Below are 20,760 nucleotides of genomic sequence, written 5' to 3' on the forward strand. Positions count from 1 at the left end.
TTGACGACGCCTTTGCTACTTCCGGAAACAATCAAGGCGTCGGCATATCGAAAGCCGGTTAAGATTTGGCTTACTTCACTTCAGCTCCGGCGCGAGAAGGCCCATGCCGCGGCATAGCCGAGACCGAGCGACATGATCATCGCGGCAAGGCCATAGACGATGGAGTGGCGTCGCGCCGCCAAGGCGACGTAGCGCTCGAAACCCGACTTGCCGATTTCGATTTCCCGGGTTGCGGCGGCGACAACGCGGTTATTGTCGATCAAGAAGGTTTCGGCAGTGTAGGTGCCGACCGGCACCTGACTGGGGATGTCGATGCGGGCCCGGTAGAGAACGCCCTCAGCTATCTCCACGCCCTTGGGATTCTCGCGGTACAGGCCCTGCCGCTTGCGGAGGTCGAGCAACCCGGCTTCGAACCGGCGTTCCTTGTCGGGCAGCGCGCCACCGCCCGGAGACAATTGGAGGTTGTCGAGACCCAGTTCATAGATGGCGGCCGTGCGGTCATCGATGAGTTCTTCCACCGGCCGCGACGAGGCGATCGCGTAGAAACTTGGGGCCGACCGGAAACGGTGGCTGTCGGCATTCATCCAGATGCCGGCGATCTTGTGTTTTTCGCGGACGACGATCGGCTGGACCGGGCCCTTGACGACGACTGCAATGTCAGCCCGCTTCGAAGGCAGCCGCCCACCGGGATAAAGGATGGCGCCGAACAACAGCAGCTGCGCGCCGCTGAAGCTGTAACGGATCTCGATCGCTCGGGAGGAAACGTCTGGCACCAGCACCGGCTTCGACGCTCCGACCAAGAGCGGCGCTGCCAGGGCGAGGAAAAAGGCCCCCCGCCTCATAGGTAATAGACCGTGTAGATTTCATCTGGCCGCCAGGCGAGGCCGAGAGCCATGCGCAAGGCCACGCCCAAGATGATGACGGCCAATGCGAACCGAAGAAGGTCCGGCTTCAGCCGAGTCGTCAGGCGGGCGCCATATTGCGCGCCGATGACGCCGCCGAGGAGAAGTAGGCCGGCGAGGACGATATCGACCGATTGCGTCGTCACGGCATGAACGAACGTCGTCACCGCGCTGACCGCGAGGATCATGATCAAGCTGGTCCCGATCACAACCCGCGCCGCCATGCCGAGTAGGTAGATCATGGCGGGAACGAGGATGAAACCGCCGCCGACGCCCAGAAGGACCGTTAGCATGCCGGCGGCGAAACCAAGCGCCATGGGCGCCAGCGGTGAAATATAAAGGCCGGACGCATAAAAGCGCCACCTCAGCGGCAGGGATGCGACCCATTTGTTGTGCCGTGGCTGCGTTTTGGCCTCGGGCTGCTGGACCCAGCCAAGCGCGACTATCGCATCCTTGAGCATCAAACCGCCAATGGAGCCTAGCAACAGGACATAGAGAAAGCCGATGATGAGATCGATCTGGCCGCTGTTCTGAAGCACCCGGAACAGCATGGCGCCGACAATCGATCCGACGAGGCCGCCGGCGATCATGACGCCGCCCATCTTCAAATCGACGCCGCCGCGTTTCCAGTGCGCAGCGACGCCGGAGACGCTTGCCCCGGTAATCTGCGTCGTGGCGGATGCGACCGCGACCGTCGGCGGGATGCCGTAGAAGATCAGCAAAGGCGTTGTCAGGAAGCCGCCGCCGACCCCGAACATGCCCGACAGCAGGCCCACCACGAACCCAAGCACGACAATGAAGACCGCGTTGACGCTGAGGCCGGCGATGGGAAGGTAAATGTCCATGTCGCGCCCGGCACGCTAGCCGCTCGCTTCGCCGCAGGCCAGCATGGCGTTGGGGGCACCGCCGACGGCTATTGATCCAGCACTGCCTAACGCTTGAAGAACTGGACCTCGCGTTCATGTTTTTCGGCCGCGGCGCGGCTGGAGAAGGTGCCGAGGTTCCTGCGCTTGCCGTCGGAGCCCTTCTTGCGTGAGTAGAGACGATACTCGCCCGATTTCAGTTTTCTGATCATAGCGCGGCTTCAACGCCTGGCGGTGGCAAAGGCTGCCGACGGCATGGCCGTAAACTCCCTGCAAAATCAGCCACTTGGCGGGATGATAACTGATCTAAGTCTCTAATATTGTTTGGTTTTTTCAGTTCGTCGACGTATCGTTTCGGCTTGCCTTAAACGCTGCGACCAGTTCGCAGGTGCGCGTGTTGGTTGGGCATGATGTACACACGCAAGACGCTTAGCCTGGCCGGGACCGCGATTGCCGCGGCCCTCGCCTTTTCATCAACCCCGCTGGTTGCGCAGGACACTGCCGCCAGCGAAAGCACGGCGGCCGATACTTCGGCAACGACGACGACCGCAGACCCGCTCGCGCCGACGGCCGACGCGCCGGAGTCGACCACGACGGCGCCCGAGCCGTCGGCCAAGCCCAAGGCAAGCACCAAAGCCAAGGCCGTCACGACGGCCAAGCCGGTGAAGGCTAGCCCCAAGGTGGCCGCGAAGGCTCCGGCCCCGATTGCCGCCAAGAGCGAACCCGCCCCGGCCGCGGACCCGGTGGCAACGCACGCCGAAAGCACAGCCGCCGTGCCACTGGCCAGCATGGCGGCCGCCCCGAAAGCCGCGCCGCGACCGCAGCAGGCGGCTCCGACGACGTCGCTCCAATCGCTGACGGACCCCGATATGTTGCCCTATGCGGCGGGTGCCGGTTTGAGCCTGCTCGCTTTGGCCGGGGTCGGTGTTGCCGCAGCCGCCAGCGGCCGCAGGCAGCGCCGTCGCGACACAACCGCCCCGGACGATCGCATTGTCGCCGCCGATGGACCGGTGACGAAGGAGCCGGGCTTTGTTCGAGCGGCGGCGCCCGTCGCCGCGCCTCCTGTTGCGGGGGCAACGGTGGCGCCGAGCTTCGATGCTCCTGCCGGGTCGAGCCCGCGCACTGTCGCGGCCTACAAGGGCCCGACCGAGGACAATCCTTCCCTGTCGCTCAAGAAGCGGCTGAAACGGGCCCGGGCGATGGACCAGATGGAGCGGCGCGGGACCCTTCCTCCGGCGCTCGCCGCCCCGGCGCGGAAGGCGAGTACGCCATTTACGGACTCGAAGGTGTCGGCGTTCCGGTTCGGGCAGCCGAGCGGCCAGCCAGCCTTCCAATATTGATCTCCCGGCGAGCAGTGGCGGAGCGCCGTCGTCCATCCGGGCGGCGGCGCTTTGCTTTGCGCGGATCGCGGCGCCATGATTTCGGAGCGATTCGACATGGGGGCGAGCATGACGGCGGACGAGCTAATCGAGGCATTGCAACTGGCGCCGCATCCCGAAGGCGGCTGGTACCGCGAGACCTGGCGGGCTGAGGCGACGGAGGGCGAGCGGGCGGCGGCGAGCGCGGTGCTCTATGTCATCCAGCCGGGCCAGCGGTCGCACTGGAACCGGGTCGACGCCGATGAAGTCTGGCTGTGGCACGCGGGCGATGCGGTCGAGCTGAGGATCGCCGCCAGCGACGCCGGGCCGGTGCGGACGGTGAGGCTTGGCGGGCGCGTCACGGACGGCGAGCAGGTGCAGGCGATCATCCCCGCCGGCCAATGGCAGTCGGCAGAGCCGGTCGGCGGCGCGGCTAGCTACGCCCTTATTTCCTGCATCGTCGCGCCGGCGTTCGAATTCCGTGGTTTCGAGCTGGCTTCGCCGGACTGGGAGCCGGGCGCCTGACGGGAAAAGGCGGCCTTAAGGTCACTAAAGTCGCTAAAGTCTCGGGATCAGCGACCATTTTTCGGATCATTTGCGGCTGTTGGAAAATTGCACATTGTGGAGGCGGGCGATGCGAAAGAGCGCCCTCTCAATGGCGTCCAGTGCCACCTGTAGGACAGGAAAAACGACGGACGGCTCCTGAGTCTCCCTGATGGCGGGGCCCTATACAGCGGCCTAGCCCTGACCGCGAAGGAGATCCCCATGACGAAACTCCCAGCCCGTATCGGCTATGCTTTGACATTCGCATCCTTGATCGCACTGGCGAGCGCCGGCGATGCCCAGCAGCGGGCCCGGCAGGGCACCCAGAAGGCGACCACGGTGAACAAGGCGGGCAATACCAACCGCGGCACGCGCAACACGAACGTCAACAAGAACACCAACGTCAACGTGAACCGGAACGTCAATGTCGACCGCGACGTCCATGTCTATCACGGCAACCGCGTCCATGCGGGGCGTTACGCCTGGCCGCACGGCTATGCCTATGGCCGCCGCGCCGTCGGCTACATCATGCCGCGGCCGTTCCTGACCTCGGCCTATTATTACAGCGGCTGGCGGGCGCTCGGCCTGGCGGCACCATTGGCTGGCCACCAGTGGGTGCGGTACGGCGAAGACCTGCTGCTGGTGCAGGTGGCGACCGGCCGCGTCGTCGACGTCCGCTACGGCGTATTCGACTAAGTTTTCAGCCTAAAGTTCACTGATGTCATGGAGTGGACGACCAGAATCTGTGAACTTAAGCGGGCTGGCGGCGGTGGCGGGTGCGAAGGAGCGCAGGGTGCGAAAGAGCCGTGTCCTCGATGCATGACCGCGCGCGTGTAGGACAGCGAACAGCGGCCTGAACCTAGGCCGATGGCTAGTCCTTCACCGCCGAAATCATATCGGCATTGGGTGACTGCGGCGGGACCACGCCCTTCAGCCAGCAAGTGCGATTTGAAATCACATAGGTCATCGCCACGCAGCGCTTTTCAATCCGGCAAAGCTCCGAGCAATCATAGGCGTTGGCCGCGTATTTTCCGATGTTGCTGAGGTCGTGGGCATCCCGGTTCACGCCTTGTTCGAGCGGCCCCATTGTGCCGCCCGTATCAGTTGATGTGTTGTCCTGCACCTCGGTCGAATTGTCCTGATCGGTTCCGCCATCGGTGTTCGACGTCGCATTTTCCTGCGTGTTGTTCTCGTTCAGGTTCTGCGCGTCGGTCGAATTCCGGCTTTCGTCAGGGTCATGCTTGGGGTTGATCGCGGGCGAGTAGAGGCCGAGCACGAGCAACACCCCGCCCAGCGCGAACAGCAGCGCCTGCCGCTTGATCGAGGACAATGCAGGCAAGGTGACGCCGAAGGCGCTGAGGCCGCCTCCGATCAATGCCCCGGCCATGAAGACGATTCCAGCGCTCACGAAAACGGTTTGCATTGCGATTCCCCCCACAATGCCGGTTCCCGAGCGCGCTCATTCTATCAAAAAAGAGGCGGGAAGATAGGCTCGCCGCGTTCCGGCTCCGGTTCAGGTGTCGAAGGCGCCAAGGATCGGGCAGGGCCCGCCGCGCTTTTTGGCGCAGGCGGTGGCGAGCCCGGAAAGCGCGTCGCGGGCTTCCTGCAACGCCAGGATCTTCTCATCGATGGCGGCGACCCGGGCCTGGGCAAGCTCGCGGGCGCGGGCGCGGTCGTCCGACGCATCGAGCGCGATGAGCTCGCCAATCTCGGCAAGGGTGAAACCGGCGGCCTGGGCCGAGCGGATGAACTTCAATCGCTGGACATCCTCGTCGCAATAGCGGCGCACTTCGCCATGCGGCCGTGGCGGCTCGGGGAGCAGGCCGCGCCGCTGGTAATAACGGACGGTCTCGACGCCCACGCCCGCCGCCTTGGCGAGCCCGCCGATCGTGTCCGAATTTCCTGCTTGATTCCGTACCATGGTACGGAGGTTAATAGTCCTTTTGTCCACGGCGAATCAACGCCGCGACGGAAGGAGAAAAGAGATGCTTTCCAATACTTATCTTAGCGAGCTGCAGGTCCAGGCTGCCAAGCTCGACACGCGCGGTGGCTGCAAGTGCAAGCCCTGCACCTGCAAGAATTGCGCTTGCTGAATGGTGATGCCGCCGCCCGGCAAAACCGGGCGGCGGCTGATCAACCGGGTTGCACCAGCGCAGCAGCCAACCATTCGGGGCTAGGTGGCGAGCCGGCGGGCGGTTATGAAAGGCGGGTGCACGCCTGAGCGTGGGAGGAGACCGATCATGGCCAAAGGCCAAGTCAAGAAGAACAAGGAAGCCCGCAAGCCCAAGAAGGAAAAGGTGAAAGTCATCGCCGCCAACCCTTCGACGAAAGGGCGCTAGGCGCCACCGAGCGCAAGCGAGCGATTGCGAGGCAATCGCGACCTAGCGCGCAGAGATGGCGCCAGCCGGACGGCCTGCGCGGCTCGCCGCGACAGGACCTACGGCGCGGATTCACTCCGCGCCGAGCGCCACGGGCACCGATGCAGCCGGCAATTTTGCAATCTGCGGGCATTCATTTCATCCTGAACCAGAGACGAAATTGCTGGGTATGGGTCGCGGCGTATGACGAATACAGTTTGCGGAGCGGTAATTGACTGGGCCGCGACAGGTTCGATGCTCCAAGGGCTCGGCACCATCGCGGGCGTGTCAGCCGTCGTTTGGGGAACACTCAAGGCGACAGGGACTTGGAAGGCGCAAAAGCTGGCGGAACGGCGATCGGACAACGCTGAGAGAATACTTACAGCCGTGTACAAAGGTCGACGAGCCATTAAGTACATCCGCGGTGTAATGGTGTGGGCACACGAACTCAGCGCAGCAGAGGCGAAGCTAAAAGAGAATCCTGATTGGGAGCGCGCAACTGAAGCGCGCCAAAAGCGCTTAGTCACTGCTCAGGCTTATTATGACCGGCTAAATCGGACCAAGGACGAGCGTCTTGCTCTGGATGAATGCTTGCCAATGGCACGTGCCCTCTTCGGCGAGGAACTCGAAGCGGCCATTGAGAAGCTAAACCATCAGTTTTGGATCGTTCAGACGTACGTGGATGCCTACATCGATGATGAGAACGGGAATGACGCGGAATTCACAAAGAAAATCCGCCGCGCAATGTCCGAAGTCGAGCCAAGGGCGGGTGAAACAAGTGAGGTGTCAGAGGCTGTAAAAGAGACTGTCACCATCGTTGAGCGTATTTGCGTTCCGGCTCTTCAACTTGAAGGCGCGGAAATGGCAGCGTCTGCCTAGCTTATCGAAACAACGAATGGCCCAACAAGGCCCGATTTCGGAAACAGAGCTAATCCGAGCTGCACCGAAGCGTGTCTATCTGGACACCCAAGACTTCTCTAGGTTCGGAGAATTGGTCCGGGGTAAGCCCGACGGTCAATCAAAGGAGCTTTTCGACTACCTCCTGTCCAAAGCCGGCACAGGCGAAGTGCAATTTGTCTATTCGATGGTCACTCTGTCCGAGCTGCTCCAGTACCACCCCGACTTCGAAGCTACGACGATGGCTCGAGCAGAGGCAGTTGAGCTGCTTTGTAACGGATGGTGTTGCATCAATCCGAGCAGACTATTGGCACGAGAGGCGGCCATTGCCCTGAAAGGAAGCGGTCACGATCTCGCTGTGGTCCAATCACGGGATAATTGGACCCCCAATATTTCCAACGTCTTTGAAGACTTTGACCAGAAACTGACCGAGATAAAGCAATCCATCATTGCCGAGTCTGTCGGTATGAACCGCAGGGCCCGTCGGATTGCGGAGAAGGGTGCTTCGGATCGAGCATTCGCAAGGATGCTACACGAAGCCGCCCCGTTGATCGCGGGCGAGTACGGGCTTTCCGAAAAGGGTTTCCTCGGGGCATTTCTTCTTCATCACAAAGGAAAGATCAGTGCCGAAGACGCGTCGAAACGGTTTTTCTCAGAGGTCTCGAGGCCGACCAGATTTGTGAAAATCTACTTCGAGAAATATGATGGAGATAAGAATTTTCCTCAGTGGATAAGCGGCGCAGGTGAAAAGCTCAAAAGCGGCATGGAACGAACCATTGAAGGGTTAGCCGCGCTGCCACTCGACGCCGTCAAACACCACTGGGCTGGACTGTTTGAGGGCCAGCGTCAGAGAATCTCAGCCATGCTGCTTGGTTTGGCCGCTCCAGAGTTAGAGGAGTTTGGGCTATCGGAAGCAGAGTTGGACTCTCTGGAAGGCAACCATTTGGTCCGAACTATGATGCCCATTAGAGTCTATGTGGACTTACTGAAGGCCTATCTCGCCCAAACAATTGGCATTCATGGCACAAAGGCAGAGCTCGAACGGGGTTTAGCTGGCGATCTCATGCACTCCATGTACGCGCCGTACGTAGACGTTTGGCGTTCAGACCGACGATTTGCCGCGGTTGCTCGGACGGTCGACCTAGGTCGCGCAACGGTTTGCTCGCGTTTAAGCGAATTACCGAATTTGATCTGAAGCCCCTACCCCTTCACCGAAGCCAGCTCACTCGCCACCACCAACCCCTCCGTCACCTGCGGCGGATTTGGAAACAGGCCCGGCGCGTTGGCAATGATCCAGTCGTGGGCGAACTCGACCGATTTGTCGGCGCCGTCCTTGTCCTCGAACACGCTCAAGGACGCCATCACCCCGTTGCCGGCGTCGATCCAATAATAAGCGACGAAGCCGGGGATATCGTCGAGGCTGGGAAGGAAGCTTTCGCGGACCAGGCGGCCGGCTTCGGCATCGTCGACGATCCCCTCGTAGCGGCGAACGGCTGCGTACATGGGCAATCTCCCTTGACGGAAAGCGCCCAGCCCGATGCAGGGCGGAGGCGCATGCTTTGCCTCCGCCATCCGCTTGTCAACTCAAGGATGGTTAGCCGGTCGTCCGGCTTAACGTCCCGGCGGCGGCGTGCCCTTGCCCGGGGCCGGCTTTGCGGGCGTTGCCGCATTGGCGGGCTTGCCGCCTGCGGTTTCGAGCATGTCGACCTTGGCCTGGATGGCGGCGGCGCATTTCTGCATCGTCGGGCCGGCGTTTTCGTTGTTCAGCGTCTTGGTCTGCGCATCCAGCAGCGCCTTTAGCTGCGGGGCGGTCATCGAATTGCTGATCCGGCCGAGGTAGAAATAGACCGCCGCTTCGGCGATCTTCTGCCCCTTGGGGTCCTTGGCCTGGGCCGCGAAGGCGTTGCCGAGGATGATGCACTGGGCGTCGGTCGCGGTCTGCGCGGTCGCGGCGCCGCCGGTGGCCAGGAGCGCGGTCGCAAGGGCGATATTCAGGGTCTTCATTTAAGGATTCCTTCGTGAAAATCAGTCTGTTGCGGGCAGGTATAGCTCCCCGCCTTCGTCATGGAAACGCTTGCTCATTTCTTCCATGCCCGCCTCTGCATTAACGGCAGCAGACTCTTCGGCGGCCTGCCCACGCCGTTGACCCTTCGGGCCAGCTTCGCTTCCGACTTCGCTCAGGACGAGCGACGAGGGGTTGAGGCGGGCAAATTCTCGGACCTCCTGAGTAATCTTCATCGAGCAGAATTTCGGGCCGCACATCGAGCAGAAGTGGGCTGTCTTGGCGCCTTCGGCGGGCAATGTCTGGTCGTGATATTCCTCGGCTGTGTCGGGATCGAGGCTGAGGTTGAACTGGTCGCGCCAGCGGAATTCGAAGCGCGCCTTCGACAGCGCATCGTCGCGGACCTTGGCGGCCGGGTGGCCCTTGGCGAGGTCGGCGGCGTGGGCGGCGAGCTTGTAGGTAACGACGCCGACCTTGACGTCGTCGCGGTCGGGCAGGCCCAGATGCTCCTTGGGCGTCACGTAACAAAGCATCGCCGTGCCGTACCAGCCGATCATGGCGGCGCCGATGCCGCTGGTGATATGATCGTAGCCGGGCGCGATGTCCGTGGTCAGCGGGCCCAAGGTGTAGAAGGGCGCCTCGCCGCAGCTTTCCAGCTGCTTGTCCATATTCTCCTTGATCTTGTGCATCGGCACGTGGCCGGGGCCTTCGATCATCACCTGCACGTCCTGCCCCCAAGCACGCTTGGTGAGCTCGCCGAGCGTGTAGAGCTCGGCGAACTGCGCCTCGTCATTGGCGTCGGCGATGCTGCCGGGGCGGAGGCCGTCGCCCAATGAGTAGGCGATGTCATAGGCCTTCATGATCTCGCTGATCTCGTCGAAGCGCTCGTAAAGGAAGCTCTCCTTGTGGTGGGCGAGGCACCATTTCGCCATGATCGAGCCGCCGCGGCTGACGATGCCGGTGACGCGCTTGGCGGTCAGGGGCACGTAGGGCAGGCGGACGCCGGCGTGGATTGTGAAATAGTCGACGCCCTGCTCGGCCTGCTCGATGAGCGTGTCGCGGAAAATCTCCCAGGTCAGGTCCTCGGCAATGCCGCCGACCTTTTCGAGCGCCTGGTAGATGGGAACGGTGCCGATCGGCACGGGCGAGTTGCGGATGATCCATTCGCGCGTGTCGTGGATGTTGCGGCCGGTCGACAGGTCCATGACCGTGTCCGCGCCCCAGCGGATCGCCCAGACCATCTTGTCGACTTCGGATGCGACGTCGGAGGCGACGGCGCTATTGCCGATGTTGGCGTTGATCTTGACCAGGAAGTTGCGGCCGATCGCCATCGGCTCGGATTCCGGGTGGTTGATGTTGTTGGGGATGATGGCGCGGCCGCGGGCGACCTCGTCGCGGACGAATTCGGGGGTGACGAAATCGGGGATGGCGGCGCCGAAGCTCTCGCCGTCGCGGGCGTTGGCGCGGGCGCGTTCGCGGCCGAGATTCTCGCGGATGGCCACATATTCCATCTCGGGCGTGATGATGCCCCGCCTGGCGTAATGCATTTGCGAAACGTTGGCTCCCGGTCTGGCGCGAAGCACGCGGCGGCGGACGTTGGGGAAGGGCTGGACGCCGCCGGAGCGGTCGGGGCCGAGTTGGCCATTGTCCTCGGGCCGGACCTCGCGCTGCGCGACTTCCTCGACGTCGCCGCGGCCGCGGATCCAGTCGCGGCGAAGCTCGGGCAGGCCGGCCATGATGTCGATCCGCGCTTCGGGGTCGGTGTAGGGCCCACTGGTGTCGTAGAGGGTGACTGGCGGCTCGCCGCTGGTCGGTTCGAGGTCGACGGCGCGCATGGCGACGCGGCGGTCGCCGACGAAGATCTTGCGGCTGCCGCGGATCGGGCCAGTCGTGACGGAGAGTTCTGTGCGGGCGGGAATGTCGGCCATGACTGGACTTCCTTAAATAGCGATGGGATCAGCCCGGCCGGTCAGGCCGAGGATGATGAGGACGATTCCGAAGGTCGCGGCGAAGAGCGAAATCATCCGCTGGTTCACGACGACGGGCCTGAAGAAGATAAGCAGTGGGCGCGCGGCGATCATGATGAGCAGTCCTTCGACCAGCGCGATCCAGGCAATCGCCGAGACGATGATGGCGAGCAGGTCGGTCCAGTGGTGGTGGTTCATGATCATGACGCCGCCGATGACAAACACGACGAATCCAGTGACGAAGGCGAGCGAGGGCGAGCGTTCGAACTCCTCCATCATGGCCCGCCAGTCGATGCGGCCGGTGAATCCCGCGATGCCCGCGGCGAGCTCGTAGAGGCCGATGAGCACCAGGAGATGCAATGTCAGGGGTATGGCAGTCGTCATCTTCCTCTTCCTCCGCCGGTTTGAGCCGGATCAGGTTCGGCGGGTCGCGGCCTCAGCCGCCTCTCAACCGCTTGCGCGCGGTCCCCCGGGGAAGAGTCGCCTGTAGGCGGGATGGACGGCCCTGTCGATTGCCGCGAGGGCCGGGCGGTCCGTCGATTTGTCGAAAAGGCCGCGACTCCCGCTATCGCGAGCGGATAATACAGCCGCGATTTCAGCAGGAGCTCAGCTGGATCTCATGCCGCTCACCGGCCGTCCGGGTAGACATTGGCCGGAACAGGAGGACGTCCATGAACCGAGTGCTTTCCGTCACCATTGCCGCGCTGCTTGCCGCAGCCGGCGCAGTTCCGGCCGCCGCGCAGGTTGACGTCCGGGCGTCGAGCGCCAGCAGCAAGCAAACCGATGAATCCGTCGTCGTCACGGGCCAGCGCAAGCAGATCGCACAGGCCTTGAAGAAGCTGATCGAGCAATCGGACAGCGAGCAGTTCGCGCGGTTCGAGGACGAACTCTGCCCGATCGTCATCGGCATGCCGCGCGACTGGACTGCCAGCCTGACGCGCATGATCCGCGAGAACGTGATTGCCGTCGGCGGCAAGGCCGGTAAGCCGGGCTGCACCTTCAACGCCGCTATCATCTTCATCGACCAGCCGCTCGAGTTGGTGAAGGCCTTCGCAGAAGAGGAACCGGGCTATTTCAGCATGACCCCGAAAGAGCTTGCGAAGTTCACGGCCGTGCAACGCCCGGTGACGAGCTGGCATGTCACCGACATGCGCGGCCGGGACGGTCAGGAGCTGGGGCAGATGGGAATGCTTGGCGGAATGCCGGCGGACGCCAGGATCAATCGCAATGCCGCCGCCAGCCGACTCTACACAAATGTGCGCGAGGACATGCTGGTCGGCTTCGTCGTCATCGACCGGCAGCAAACGGTGGGGAAGAGCCTGCGACAGCTGGCGGACCTGGCGACCATGCACATCATGCTCGACGTCAGGCAGGACGCCTCGGAGCTGGACCCCGGCTCGATCCTGTCGCTGTTCGAAGCGCGCGCCGATAATAGTCCCGCTCCGGACCGCCTGTCACAGTTCGACCGCGGTGCGTTGCGGGGCTTCTACACCCAGCGCGAGAACAACCGTTCGGCGCGCCAGCAAGCAGAGAATATCGCACGGGCGATCGAGAAGGGCGCCGGCGACGAGCCCCCGCCGGCGAAACAGTAGATTAGCGCTTGGCGCGGGCCGCCGCGCGCTCCTCGTCAACGCTCAGCGTGCCGTCCTTGTTTGTGTCGGCGCGGTCGAACTGAGCCATGGCGGGGCCCCGATTTTCGGCAAGGCTGATCTTTCCGTCCTTGTTCGTGTCCATCTTGCTGAGCAAAGGCGCGACGTCGGCCTTGGGCAGCGCCTGAGCCGATGCGATCGCATTGAATTCCTGCAAGGTCAGCGTTCCGTTCTTGTCGGCGTCCATCTTGCGGAACGCCGCTTCGCGCTCCTTCAGGAGGGTTTGCTTGCGAGCCGCCAACCCCTTGGTCTCGGCCGCCTCCAGCTCGGCCCGATCGGCAAAGCCGTCCTTGTTGGAGTCGACGGCGACGAATGCGCTGTCGATCTTCTGCATGAAGGTCGCCTTGCTGAGGGGTTGTGGGCCCTGTGCGGGAGCAGCGGCCTGCGCGAGCGCCGGAGCAGCGGAGGCGAACAAGAAAGCGGTCACGATGATGCGATTGATCACGGTTGTATCTCCAGGGGTGGATGTCACTTGGTCAGTCCGGTGGCGTACGGTTCGTCTATCCCACGGAACCCCGACGAAAATCCTGAGGCCGCGGGCCGCTTAGACCGTTGGCAGCCAAAGGAAAAGCCGGACGAAACTGGCGAATGCTTCCTGACCTCATCCTGAATAGGCCATCCCCGGCCCGTTTCCTTTTCGCGGAGCGCGGGCTAACCCGATGGGCAATGAACGGATTGTCCTATCTCGACCGGCTCGAGGCCGAGAGTATCCATATCCTGCGCGAGACGGTCGCCGAAGCGAAGCGGCCGGTCATGCTCTATTCGATCGGCAAGGACAGCGCGGTCATGCTGCACCTGGCGAAGAAGGCGTTTGCGCCCGGGCCTCTGCCCTTCCCCCTGCTGCATGTCGATACGACCTGGAAGTTTCGCGACATGTACGCGCTCCGCGACAAGGTCGCTGCCGAGCCGGGTATCCGGTTGATCGTGCATACCAATCCGGAAGCCGAGGCGAAGGGCATCAATCCTTTCGACCACGGGGCGCTGCATACCGACCTGTGGAAGACCGAAGGGCTGCGCCAGGCGCTGGAGGCCGGGCAATATGACGCGGCATTCGGCGGGGCGCGCCGCGACGAGGAGAAAAGCCGCGCCAAGGAACGCGTCGTATCGCGGCGCTCCAAATCGCATCGCTGGGATCCGCGCGCGCAGCGGCCGGAACTGTGGTCACTCTACAATCTGCGGATGAAGCCCGGCGAAAGCGTCCGCGTCTTCCCGCTGTCGAATTGGACCGAGCTCGACGTCTGGCGATATATCCAGCGCGAGGGCATCGAGGTCGTACCGCTCTATTTCTCCGCCGAGCGCGAGGTCGTCGAGCGAGACGGCCGGATCCTGATGGTCGATGACGAGCGCTTCCGGCTGAATGATGGGGAGCACCCGATTACGCGGCGCATCCGGTTCCGGACCCTCGGCTGCTACCCCCTGACCGGAGCTGTCGAAAGCGAAGCCGCCGACATCTCTGCAATCGTCGCCGAGATGGAACGCTCGCGGACGTCCGAACGCCAGGGCCGCGCCATCGACAAGGAAGGCGGCGACCATGCGATGGAGCGGAAGAAAGTCGAGGGCTATTTCTGATGGGTGGCGGGGGTGGCGACCTGCTGCGCTTCATCACCTGCGGCAGCGTCGATGACGGCAAGTCGACGCTGATCGGACGGCTGCTCTACGACAGCAAATCGATCTTCGACGACCAGGCGGATGCGCTGGAAGCAGAGAGCGCACGGGTCGGAACGCAGGGCGAGAACATCGACTTCGCCTTGCTGGTCGACGGCCTCAGTGCCGAGCGCGAACAGGGTATCACCATCGACGTCGCCTATCGCTATTTCGGAACCGACAAGCGGCGCTTCATCGTCGCCGACACGCCGGGCCACGAACAATATACACGCAATATGGTCACCGGCGCGTCGACCGCCGACCTCGCCGTGCTGCTGGTCGATGCACGCAAGGGTGTGCTGACCCAAACCCGGCGTCACAGCCTGCTGGCGAAGCTCGTCGGCATCCGCAACATCGTCGTTGCGGTGACGAAAATGGACCTGGTCGATTACGACCAGGCGGCGTTCGATGCTGTGGTCAGCGACTATCGCGCCTTTGCCGATGGTGCCGGAATTGCGATTTGGATGGCGATCCCGGTCTCTGGCCTCAACGGCGACAATGTCGTCAGCGGCGGCGAGCGGACGATGCCCTGGTATGCCGGGCCAAGCCTGCTGGAGCACCTCGAGACGGTGCCCCTCGGCAGTGACGAAAACGCCGGGCGCCCGCTACGCCTGCCGGTCCAATATGTTGTCCGCCCCAATCTCGATTTCCGCGGCTTTGCCGGCCAGATTTCCAGCGGCACGGTGCGGGTCGGCGATGCGGTTCGGATCCTGCCATCGGGCCGGACGAGCAAGGTTGCGCGTATCCTGCTTGGCGAAGCGGAGCTCCACCTTGCGACCGCCGGGCAGTCAATTGTCGTCACGCTTACCGACGAGGTGGATTGCGCGCGGGGCGATGTCATTGCCGCCGCCGACGACCCGGCGCAGGCCGCCGACCAATTCGAGGCCGACCTCGTCTGGATGGCGGAAGCAGAGATGGTCCCGGGCCGCGGTTACTGGCTGAAACTCGGTGCCCGAACCGTCAATGCGACCGTGCATGCGCCCAAATATGCGGTGAACGTCAACACGCAGGAACACCTCGCCGCCAAGACTTTGGGCTTGAACGACATCGGGGTTGTCGAACTGACCACGGACGACGACATCGTCTTTGAGCCTTATGCGGACAGCCGCGCGCTTGGCGGCTTCATCCTGATCGACAAGCTGACCAACGCCACCGTCGCGGCCGGGATGATCCATTTCGCGCTGCGCCGGGCGACCAACGTCCACTGGCAGCACGTCGATGTCAGCCGAGACGTGCATGCGGCGCAAAAGGGGCAGAAGCCGGCAGTTGTCTGGCTTACGGGCCTGAGCGGAGCCGGAAAGTCGACCATCGCCAACCTCGTCGAGAAGAAGCTGCTGGCGCGCGGCCGGCACACCTTCCTGCTGGATGGCGACAACGTCCGCCACGGCCTCAACAAGGACCTGGGCTTTACCGAGGCCGACCGCATCGAAAACATCCGCCGTGTCGGCGAGGTGGCGCGACTGATGAGCGATGCCGGCCTGATCGTCATCACCGCCTTCATCTCACCCTTCCGTGCCGAACGCGACATGGTGCGGGCAATGATGGCGGAAGGCGAGTTCATCGAGGTATTTGTCGATGTGCCGCTCAGCGTCGCCGAAGAGCGCGACGTCAAAGGCCTTTATGCCAAGGCGCGGGCGGGCGAGATCGCCAATTTCACCGGTATAGACAGCCCCTATGAGCCGCCCGAAAAGCCCGATCTCCGCATCGACACGACGGCGATGACGGCCGAGCAGGCCGCGGACATGATTGTCGGTGCGCTGATGGGGAGGATGCAATGACCCGCCCGAACCTCAAGGATCCGGACGAGTTGACCGCCTACAAGCGCGAGCTACGCGGGCTCTACAAAGTCTGGCGCTGGGTAGGTCTTGCGGTTGTCCTTGCCGGCGTCGTCGTGATGTTTGTGCGCGGCGGGCAGTTCGACCTTTATTCGGGCGCGCTGCTGTTCGTCGGCTGGGCAATCCTGATCGCGGTCGTGATCCAGCGCACACGTTACCACAAGCGGCGTATGGCCGAGCCGGCTGCCTGACGGCCGCCTACCAGGCGAGCTCGATCCTTCCGCCCCACTCGACCGCCACAGCGCGCAGGTCGACGGCGGGCCAATCAGCGAAATCCACGGCCAGAGGCGCGGCGCGGCCCGCACCGGAAAGCGACAAATTGCCGGCGAGCTGCCCGGCGTCGAGCAGTTGGCGACCGACGTCACTACCGATGCTGGATACGCCGCTGGAGCCCGCCGGCATCTGCCCTTCAGGACGGTCCGGGACAGGCGGTGGTGTCGCCGCCGGCGCGGTAGACGTGTCGGCGGAAGCCTTACGGCCGTGGAGAGCATCGATTTCGGCTTGCCGCTTCTGCAGATAATAGGTGCGCGCGGCGACATAGGGATCCAAAGTCGCGTGAATCCTGGTCAGTTCGTCATTGAATTCCAGGCGACGTCCGAGTTCGCTCAACACCCAGACAGGAGTGACGATCTCCTTCCTGGCAAACCACTTCGGAAAGATCGCCGGCATGACCATCAGGTCCAGCCGGCCGCCGATGAAGTCGCGCAACGTGGTAGGCCCCACCAGCGGCAGATAGAAATAAGGTCCCGGCTTCACGCCATAATAGCCGAGCGTATTGGCGAAGCCGTTTTCGCGATGGGGCAGGTTGAAGGGCTTTCGCTTAGCGATATCGATCACACCGCCCCAACCGAGCGTGGTGTTGATCGCGAAGCGCCCGAGGGTCTCGGCTGCCTTGCCCGGCTTCAGCTGCAGCATGTAGTTGATGAAGACGACGGGCTCGCCGAGGTTATGCAGGAAGTTGCGCAGGCCCTTGCGGACCGGGCGGGGCATGATCTCGCCATAGGCGAAGGCGACCGGGGCGACGAAAGACTTGTCGACCGTCTGGGCGACCTCGTACGATTGCGAATTGAGTTCCTCAAGCGGGTCGGCTGGGTTGGGCTTCCGTCCGACGACGATGATGTCTTCCTGTTCGCCGCCCGGGGGCGAAGCCTGGGAGTCCGTTTGCGTCGCCGGAACCTGAATGATCGGGCGGGCCGGTTCGGCTGGTCCCAGGTGGATTGGATTCTGGGGTTCGCTGGATTGGGGCGACGCCGGAGCCTGGGCCGTTGCCGAGGATTGGAGCGCCTCGGCGCCTGCCGCCGTTGCGACTTCCCACTGGTCACGATCGGCCGCGGCCAGCACCGTCGCGACGGACGCCGCCGAGGCCGACGCATTACCGTTGGGCACCGCCGCGGCTGCTACCGTCATCGCAGTCGTCAGTGCCGTAACGCTCATTCACTCATCCCCAGCGCAGCGTCCGATCTTGTCGACCTCAGTCGCCGTCGCCGGGATCGGCCGAGAAATATTTGTCGTACTTGCCTTCCTCGCCCTTGTGCTCGTCGGCGTCGGCAGGGCTTTCCTTCTTGCGCGTGATGTTCGGCCATTGGGTGGAGAAGGTCGCATTCAGTTCCAGCCATTTTTCCTGGCCGGACTCGGTGTCGGGCAGGATCGCCTCGGCCGGGCATTCCGGCTCGCAAACGCCGCAGTCGATGCATTCGTTCGGGTTGATGACGAGCATATTGTCGCCCTCATAGAAGCAGTCGACCGGACAGACCTCGACGCAGTCCATGTATTTGCAGCGGATGCAGGCGTCGGTGACGACGTAAGTCATGGGTCGGCTTCTCCCTTGTTGCCCCCGTCGCTAGGTCGCGGCGCTGGTCTCGTCAATCTCCGCGTAGGCGGCGCGCGCTTCGCTGGCCGGGCCGCGGCGATCTGGCAGGGCGAGGATACGGATGACGCGGACCTTGCCATGCAGTGGCAGGGCAATGACGCTGCCGACCGTCACCGTGTCGCTCGGCTTCTCGACACGCTTGCCGTCGATGCGGGTCGTTCCCTGCCTGATGATCGCCTGTGCGAGTGAGCGGCTCTTCGCCAGCCGGATGCGATGCAGGAAGAGGTCGATCCTCACTTCTTCAGCTTGGCGAGCTCGGCAAAGGCATGACCGGCGGACGGCGAAGCTGCGGGCCGGCGGTCGGGGCGGCGACCGCGCCATTTCCAGGCGCCGTCGCGGGTCTCGAATCCGACTTCCTTCATCAGCCGCCCGATCGCTTCTTCATCGAGGCCAAGGGACGTGACCAGTTCGCGGTCGACCGGATCGTCGCCGCCATTCCCTCGGACCTGGTGGGCGTGGGCGGCAAGACGCTCGACGAGGTCGAGACGGAGCCAGGTTGCGCCGAAGCGGCGGAAGGCCAGCTCGGCGCCGCGCGGGTCGGCATCGCCTGAAAGCACGGCTGCGCCTGCCGCAGGCAGGACCGGCATGGGCTGGTTGGTGCGGACCGCGAGCAGCGCCGCGCGCCAGTGCTGGGCCCCCGGCTTCAGCAAGGCGGGGATGTGGATGTCGAGCGCGCCCAGGCGCACTTTCATCCGGCCAAGGACGTAGCGATCGGCCTTGTTGAGCGCGGCGATCTGCGCGGCGACGGCGCGGCGCGGGATGACGCCGCCGGCATCGACGAGCATCGCCGCGAGCGCCCGGACTCCGGCCGTCGCATTGGGGTCGGCGGCGGTTCGCGACAGCGCCTTGAGCGGGCCGAGCTGGCGCTGGATCGACCGATCGAGCCAGGACTCGAGGCGGGCGCGCAGGGCTGCCCGGCGCTGCACCGATAGGCGATCCAGGGCGCGGCTGGTGCGTAGGGCGGGTTCGAGAAGGGCGCGGCCGGGAGCGAGGCGGGCGAGGACATGGCCCTCCCATGTCACGGCAAGCCCGCCGTTCTCCTCGACCGCCAATCCGAACCAGTCGTCGTCCGCTTCGATAAGGGTGCGCGCGCGACGGTCGAGTTCATCGCCCAGGCGCCGCTCGGCTGCGGCGAGCAGCATACGCTTGTCGGCGAGGCGCGCGTTGGGATCGACGCGGAAATCGAAGCCGGCGAGGTGGCCAATTGGCTCCGGCCCGACGCTGACCTCGCCATCGGCGGCGACAGTCACCGGCAAGGCATCAGCGCCGCGCGCGCCGATGTCGCGGACCAGCACGGCGGTGCGGCGGTCAACGAAGCGCTGGGTCAGCCGCTCGTGCAATGCATCGCTGAGCCGGGCTTCGACCTGCCGCGTGCGCTCGGCCCAGCGTTGCGGATCGGCGAGCCAGTCGGACCGCTGGGCGATATAGGCCCAGCTGCGGATACCGGCGAGGCGGTCGGCCAGCACCTCGATATCGCCCTGGACATTGTCGAGCCGGGCGACCTCGGCCGCGAACCATTCGTGCGGGACGTGGCCGCCCTCGCCGATGTAAGAATAAAGGCGGCGGACCATGCGGGCATGGTGCATCGGGCCGACCTTGCGAAAGTCGGGTAGGCCGCAGACGCTCCACAGCCGTCGAGCCGCCGAACCGCGCCGCGTCGCAATCGCCGGATCTTCAGCAAGCAGCTTCAGAACGGCGAGGTCGATCGCCAGCGGCGCCGGACGCAGCAGTGGATTCTCAGATTTACATTCGAGGCTGGCGATGAGGCTCGTCACGTCGGTGTAATCGAGCTCGTTGTTGCGCCAGTAGAGGAAGTCGAGCGGCCGGAAACGGTGGTCCTCGATGGCCTCAATCTCCTCGTCGGAGAATTCCGGCGCGGCATCTCCGCCAAGGCCCAAAGTGCCGAAGCTACCGTCCTTCTGGTGACGCCCGGCGCGACCGGCGATCTGCGCCATTTCGGAGATGGTGAGGCGGCGGTCGCGGCGCCCGTCGAACTTGCTGAGCCCGGCGAAGGCGACGTGCGTAACGTCCATGTTGAGGCCCATGCCGATGGCGTCGGTGGCGACGAGATAATCGACCTCGCCGCGCTGGAACATGTCGACCTGGGCGTTACGGGTGGACGGCGACAAAGCACCCATGACGACCGCGGCGCCGCCCTTGAAGCGGCGCAGCATCTCGGCGAGCGCGTAGACCTGCTCGGCCGAGAAGGCGACAATGGCGGAGCGCGGCGGCAGGCGCGAGAGCTTGACCGAGCCGGCATAGCGCAAGGTCGAGAAACGCGGTCGGCTGACGATCTCCGCTTCCGGCAGCAGCTGGCGAACCAAGGGCTTCAGCGTGTCGGAGCCGAGGATCAAAGTCTCCTCCCGGCCGCGGGCGCGCAGCATGCGATCGGTGAAGACGTGGCCGCGCTCGGGATCGATACCGAGCTGGGCCTCATCGATGGCGGCGAAAGCGAAGTCCTTCGGGAAGACGGCTTCGTGAGCGCGGTCATCGCGGCCCCCGACCACGGGCATGCTCTCGGCGGTGCACAGCACGTAGCGCGCTCCTTTGGGGACGATCCGCTCCTCGCCGGTAATCAAAGCGACATTGTTCTCGCCCTTGATCTTGCAGACGCGGTCGTAAACTTCGCGCGCCAGCAGCCGCAATGGGAAGCCGATGACCCCGCTGGAGTGGCCGCACAAGCGTTCAATGGCGAGGTAGGTCTTGCCGGTATTGGTGGGCCCAAGGATGGCCCGCACAAGGGAGTCACCGGACATGCTTGCGATGTTGGCATGGCCACCGCGAAGCGCAAGCATTGTCTTTGTTACTGGACCCCGGCCTACGCCGGGGCGACTGGTTTTCAAGCCAGTCGATTAAACCGCTATTAACCTTGT

The 20,760-nt window shown here is 63.9% G+C and carries 23 protein-coding genes and 1 riboswitch; of the genes, 9 read left to right on the plus strand and 14 right to left on the minus strand.

What is annotated here, in order from left to right; translation table 11 throughout:
- Positions 1-80: 80 nt before the first annotated feature.
- The 3 genes from LZ536_RS07530 to LZ536_RS07540 all read right to left on the minus strand — a co-directional run bounded on the left by LZ536_RS07530 (position 81) and on the right by LZ536_RS07540 (position 1,977).
- The gene (locus tag LZ536_RS07530; RefSeq protein ID WP_249847792.1) at positions 81-842 is read right to left on the minus strand and encodes a TIGR02186 family protein; all 762 of its coding nucleotides are present in this window, start codon (positions 840-842) and stop codon (positions 81-83) included.
- The gene (locus LZ536_RS07535; RefSeq protein ID WP_249847793.1) at positions 839-1,747 is read right to left on the minus strand and encodes a sulfite exporter TauE/SafE family protein; all 909 of its coding nucleotides are present in this window, start codon (positions 1,745-1,747) and stop codon (positions 839-841) included. The genes LZ536_RS07530 and LZ536_RS07535 overlap by 4 nt, the downstream gene beginning before the upstream one ends.
- An 86-nt stretch (positions 1,748-1,833) precedes the next feature.
- Complete coding sequence (locus LZ536_RS07540) at positions 1,834-1,977, minus strand: hypothetical protein (protein ID WP_249847794.1); 144 nt, start codon at positions 1,975-1,977, stop codon at positions 1,834-1,836.
- A gap of 198 nt (positions 1,978-2,175) precedes the next feature.
- On the opposite strand from LZ536_RS07540, the gene LZ536_RS07545 reads away from it, so the two are divergent.
- The 3 genes from LZ536_RS07545 (at position 2,176) to LZ536_RS07555 (ending at position 4,362) form a co-directional block, all read left to right on the plus strand.
- Positions 2,176-3,105: a hypothetical protein gene (locus LZ536_RS07545; RefSeq protein ID WP_249847795.1), complete on the plus strand. Its 930-nt coding sequence runs from the start codon at positions 2,176-2,178 to the stop codon at positions 3,103-3,105.
- Between the two features lie 108 nt (positions 3,106-3,213).
- Complete coding sequence (locus LZ536_RS07550; RefSeq protein WP_249847796.1) at positions 3,214-3,648, plus strand: cupin domain-containing protein; 435 nt, start codon at positions 3,214-3,216, stop codon at positions 3,646-3,648.
- A gap of 240 nt (positions 3,649-3,888) precedes the next feature.
- Positions 3,889-4,362, plus strand: a complete 474-nt coding sequence (locus tag LZ536_RS07555) for an RcnB family protein (protein ID WP_249847797.1) — start codon at positions 3,889-3,891, stop codon at positions 4,360-4,362.
- Between the two features lie 175 nt (positions 4,363-4,537).
- On the opposite strand, the gene LZ536_RS07560 is transcribed toward LZ536_RS07555, so the two are convergent.
- Positions 4,538-5,089, minus strand: a complete 552-nt coding sequence (locus LZ536_RS07560) for a PAN domain-containing protein (protein WP_249847798.1) — start codon at positions 5,087-5,089, stop codon at positions 4,538-4,540.
- 90 nt (positions 5,090-5,179) lie between these two features.
- Positions 5,180-5,587: a MerR family transcriptional regulator gene (locus LZ536_RS07565; protein WP_249847799.1), complete on the minus strand. Its 408-nt coding sequence runs from the start codon at positions 5,585-5,587 to the stop codon at positions 5,180-5,182.
- Positions 5,588-6,227: 640 nt separating this feature from the next.
- Between LZ536_RS07565 and LZ536_RS07570 the strand changes: the two genes are divergently transcribed.
- Together LZ536_RS07570 and LZ536_RS07575 are read left to right on the plus strand one after the other, a co-directional pair.
- Positions 6,228-6,902: a hypothetical protein gene (locus LZ536_RS07570; RefSeq protein ID WP_249847800.1), complete on the plus strand. Its 675-nt coding sequence runs from the start codon at positions 6,228-6,230 to the stop codon at positions 6,900-6,902.
- Between the two features lie 16 nt (positions 6,903-6,918).
- Entirely contained in the window at positions 6,919-8,115 is a 1,197-nt protein-coding gene (locus tag LZ536_RS07575) for a hypothetical protein (protein ID WP_249847801.1), read from the plus strand.
- Positions 8,116-8,120: 5 nt separating this feature from the next.
- Here LZ536_RS07575 and LZ536_RS07580 read toward each other — a convergent pair whose 3' ends face one another.
- The 4 genes from LZ536_RS07580 to LZ536_RS07595 form a co-directional block, all read right to left on the minus strand.
- On the minus strand, positions 8,121-8,423 hold the full coding sequence (locus LZ536_RS07580) for a hypothetical protein (RefSeq protein ID WP_249847802.1): 303 nt from the start codon (positions 8,421-8,423) through the stop codon (positions 8,121-8,123).
- A gap of 108 nt (positions 8,424-8,531) precedes the next feature.
- On the minus strand, positions 8,532-8,924 hold the full coding sequence (locus LZ536_RS07585; RefSeq protein WP_249847803.1) for a hypothetical protein: 393 nt from the start codon (positions 8,922-8,924) through the stop codon (positions 8,532-8,534).
- A gap of 21 nt (positions 8,925-8,945) precedes the next feature.
- Complete coding sequence (thiC, locus tag LZ536_RS07590) at positions 8,946-10,850, minus strand: phosphomethylpyrimidine synthase ThiC (protein WP_249847804.1); 1,905 nt, start codon at positions 10,848-10,850, stop codon at positions 8,946-8,948.
- Between the two features lie 12 nt (positions 10,851-10,862).
- On the minus strand, positions 10,863-11,273 hold the full coding sequence (locus LZ536_RS07595) for a DUF2065 domain-containing protein (protein WP_249847805.1): 411 nt from the start codon (positions 11,271-11,273) through the stop codon (positions 10,863-10,865).
- Positions 11,264-11,371: riboswitch (TPP riboswitch) on the minus strand. Its footprint overlaps the gene before it by 10 nt.
- Positions 11,372-11,560: 189 nt before the next feature.
- Between LZ536_RS07595 and LZ536_RS07600 the strand changes: the two genes are divergently transcribed.
- Positions 11,561-12,481, plus strand: coding sequence for a hypothetical protein (locus tag LZ536_RS07600; protein ID WP_249847806.1), 921 nt, complete (start codon positions 11,561-11,563; stop codon positions 12,479-12,481).
- 1 nt (position 12,482) lies between these two features.
- On the opposite strand, the gene LZ536_RS07605 is transcribed toward LZ536_RS07600, so the two are convergent.
- Positions 12,483-12,983: an EF-hand domain-containing protein gene (locus tag LZ536_RS07605; RefSeq protein ID WP_249847807.1), complete on the minus strand. Its 501-nt coding sequence runs from the start codon at positions 12,981-12,983 to the stop codon at positions 12,483-12,485.
- Between the two features lie 221 nt (positions 12,984-13,204).
- Here LZ536_RS07605 and cysD point away from each other — a divergent pair, with 221 nt between their 5' ends.
- The 3 genes from cysD to LZ536_RS07620 are packed head-to-tail and all read left to right on the plus strand — an operon-like array spanning position 13,205 to position 16,208.
- Entirely contained in the window at positions 13,205-14,107 is a 903-nt protein-coding gene (gene cysD / locus LZ536_RS07610; protein WP_249847808.1) for a sulfate adenylyltransferase subunit CysD, read from the plus strand.
- Entirely contained in the window at positions 14,107-15,960 is a 1,854-nt protein-coding gene (gene cysN, locus LZ536_RS07615) for a sulfate adenylyltransferase subunit CysN (RefSeq protein ID WP_249847809.1), read from the plus strand. Before cysD ends, cysN begins: the two co-directional genes overlap by 1 nt.
- Entirely contained in the window at positions 15,957-16,208 is a 252-nt protein-coding gene (locus tag LZ536_RS07620) for a hypothetical protein (protein ID WP_249847810.1), read from the plus strand. The genes cysN and LZ536_RS07620 overlap by 4 nt, the downstream gene beginning before the upstream one ends.
- A gap of 7 nt (positions 16,209-16,215) precedes the next feature.
- On the opposite strand, the gene LZ536_RS07625 is transcribed toward LZ536_RS07620, so the two are convergent.
- The 4 genes from LZ536_RS07625 to LZ536_RS07640 are packed head-to-tail and all read right to left on the minus strand — an operon-like array spanning position 16,216 to position 20,682.
- Positions 16,216-17,451: an MlaA family lipoprotein gene (locus LZ536_RS07625; RefSeq protein ID WP_249847811.1), complete on the minus strand. Its 1,236-nt coding sequence runs from the start codon at positions 17,449-17,451 to the stop codon at positions 16,216-16,218.
- A gap of 37 nt (positions 17,452-17,488) precedes the next feature.
- Positions 17,489-17,827, minus strand: a complete 339-nt coding sequence (gene fdxA, locus LZ536_RS07630; RefSeq protein ID WP_249847812.1) for a ferredoxin FdxA — start codon at positions 17,825-17,827, stop codon at positions 17,489-17,491.
- A gap of 30 nt (positions 17,828-17,857) precedes the next feature.
- Complete coding sequence (locus LZ536_RS07635; RefSeq protein WP_249847813.1) at positions 17,858-18,124, minus strand: RNA-binding S4 domain-containing protein; 267 nt, start codon at positions 18,122-18,124, stop codon at positions 17,858-17,860.
- The gene (locus tag LZ536_RS07640; protein ID WP_249847814.1) at positions 18,121-20,682 is read right to left on the minus strand and encodes a helicase-related protein; all 2,562 of its coding nucleotides are present in this window, start codon (positions 20,680-20,682) and stop codon (positions 18,121-18,123) included. The genes LZ536_RS07635 and LZ536_RS07640 overlap by 4 nt, the downstream gene beginning before the upstream one ends.
- Positions 20,683-20,760 lie beyond the last annotated feature (78 nt).

The sequence above is a fragment of the Sphingomonas alba genome (genome assembly GCF_023516555.1).
Taxonomy (GTDB): domain Bacteria; phylum Pseudomonadota; class Alphaproteobacteria; order Sphingomonadales; family Sphingomonadaceae; genus Sphingomicrobium; species Sphingomicrobium album.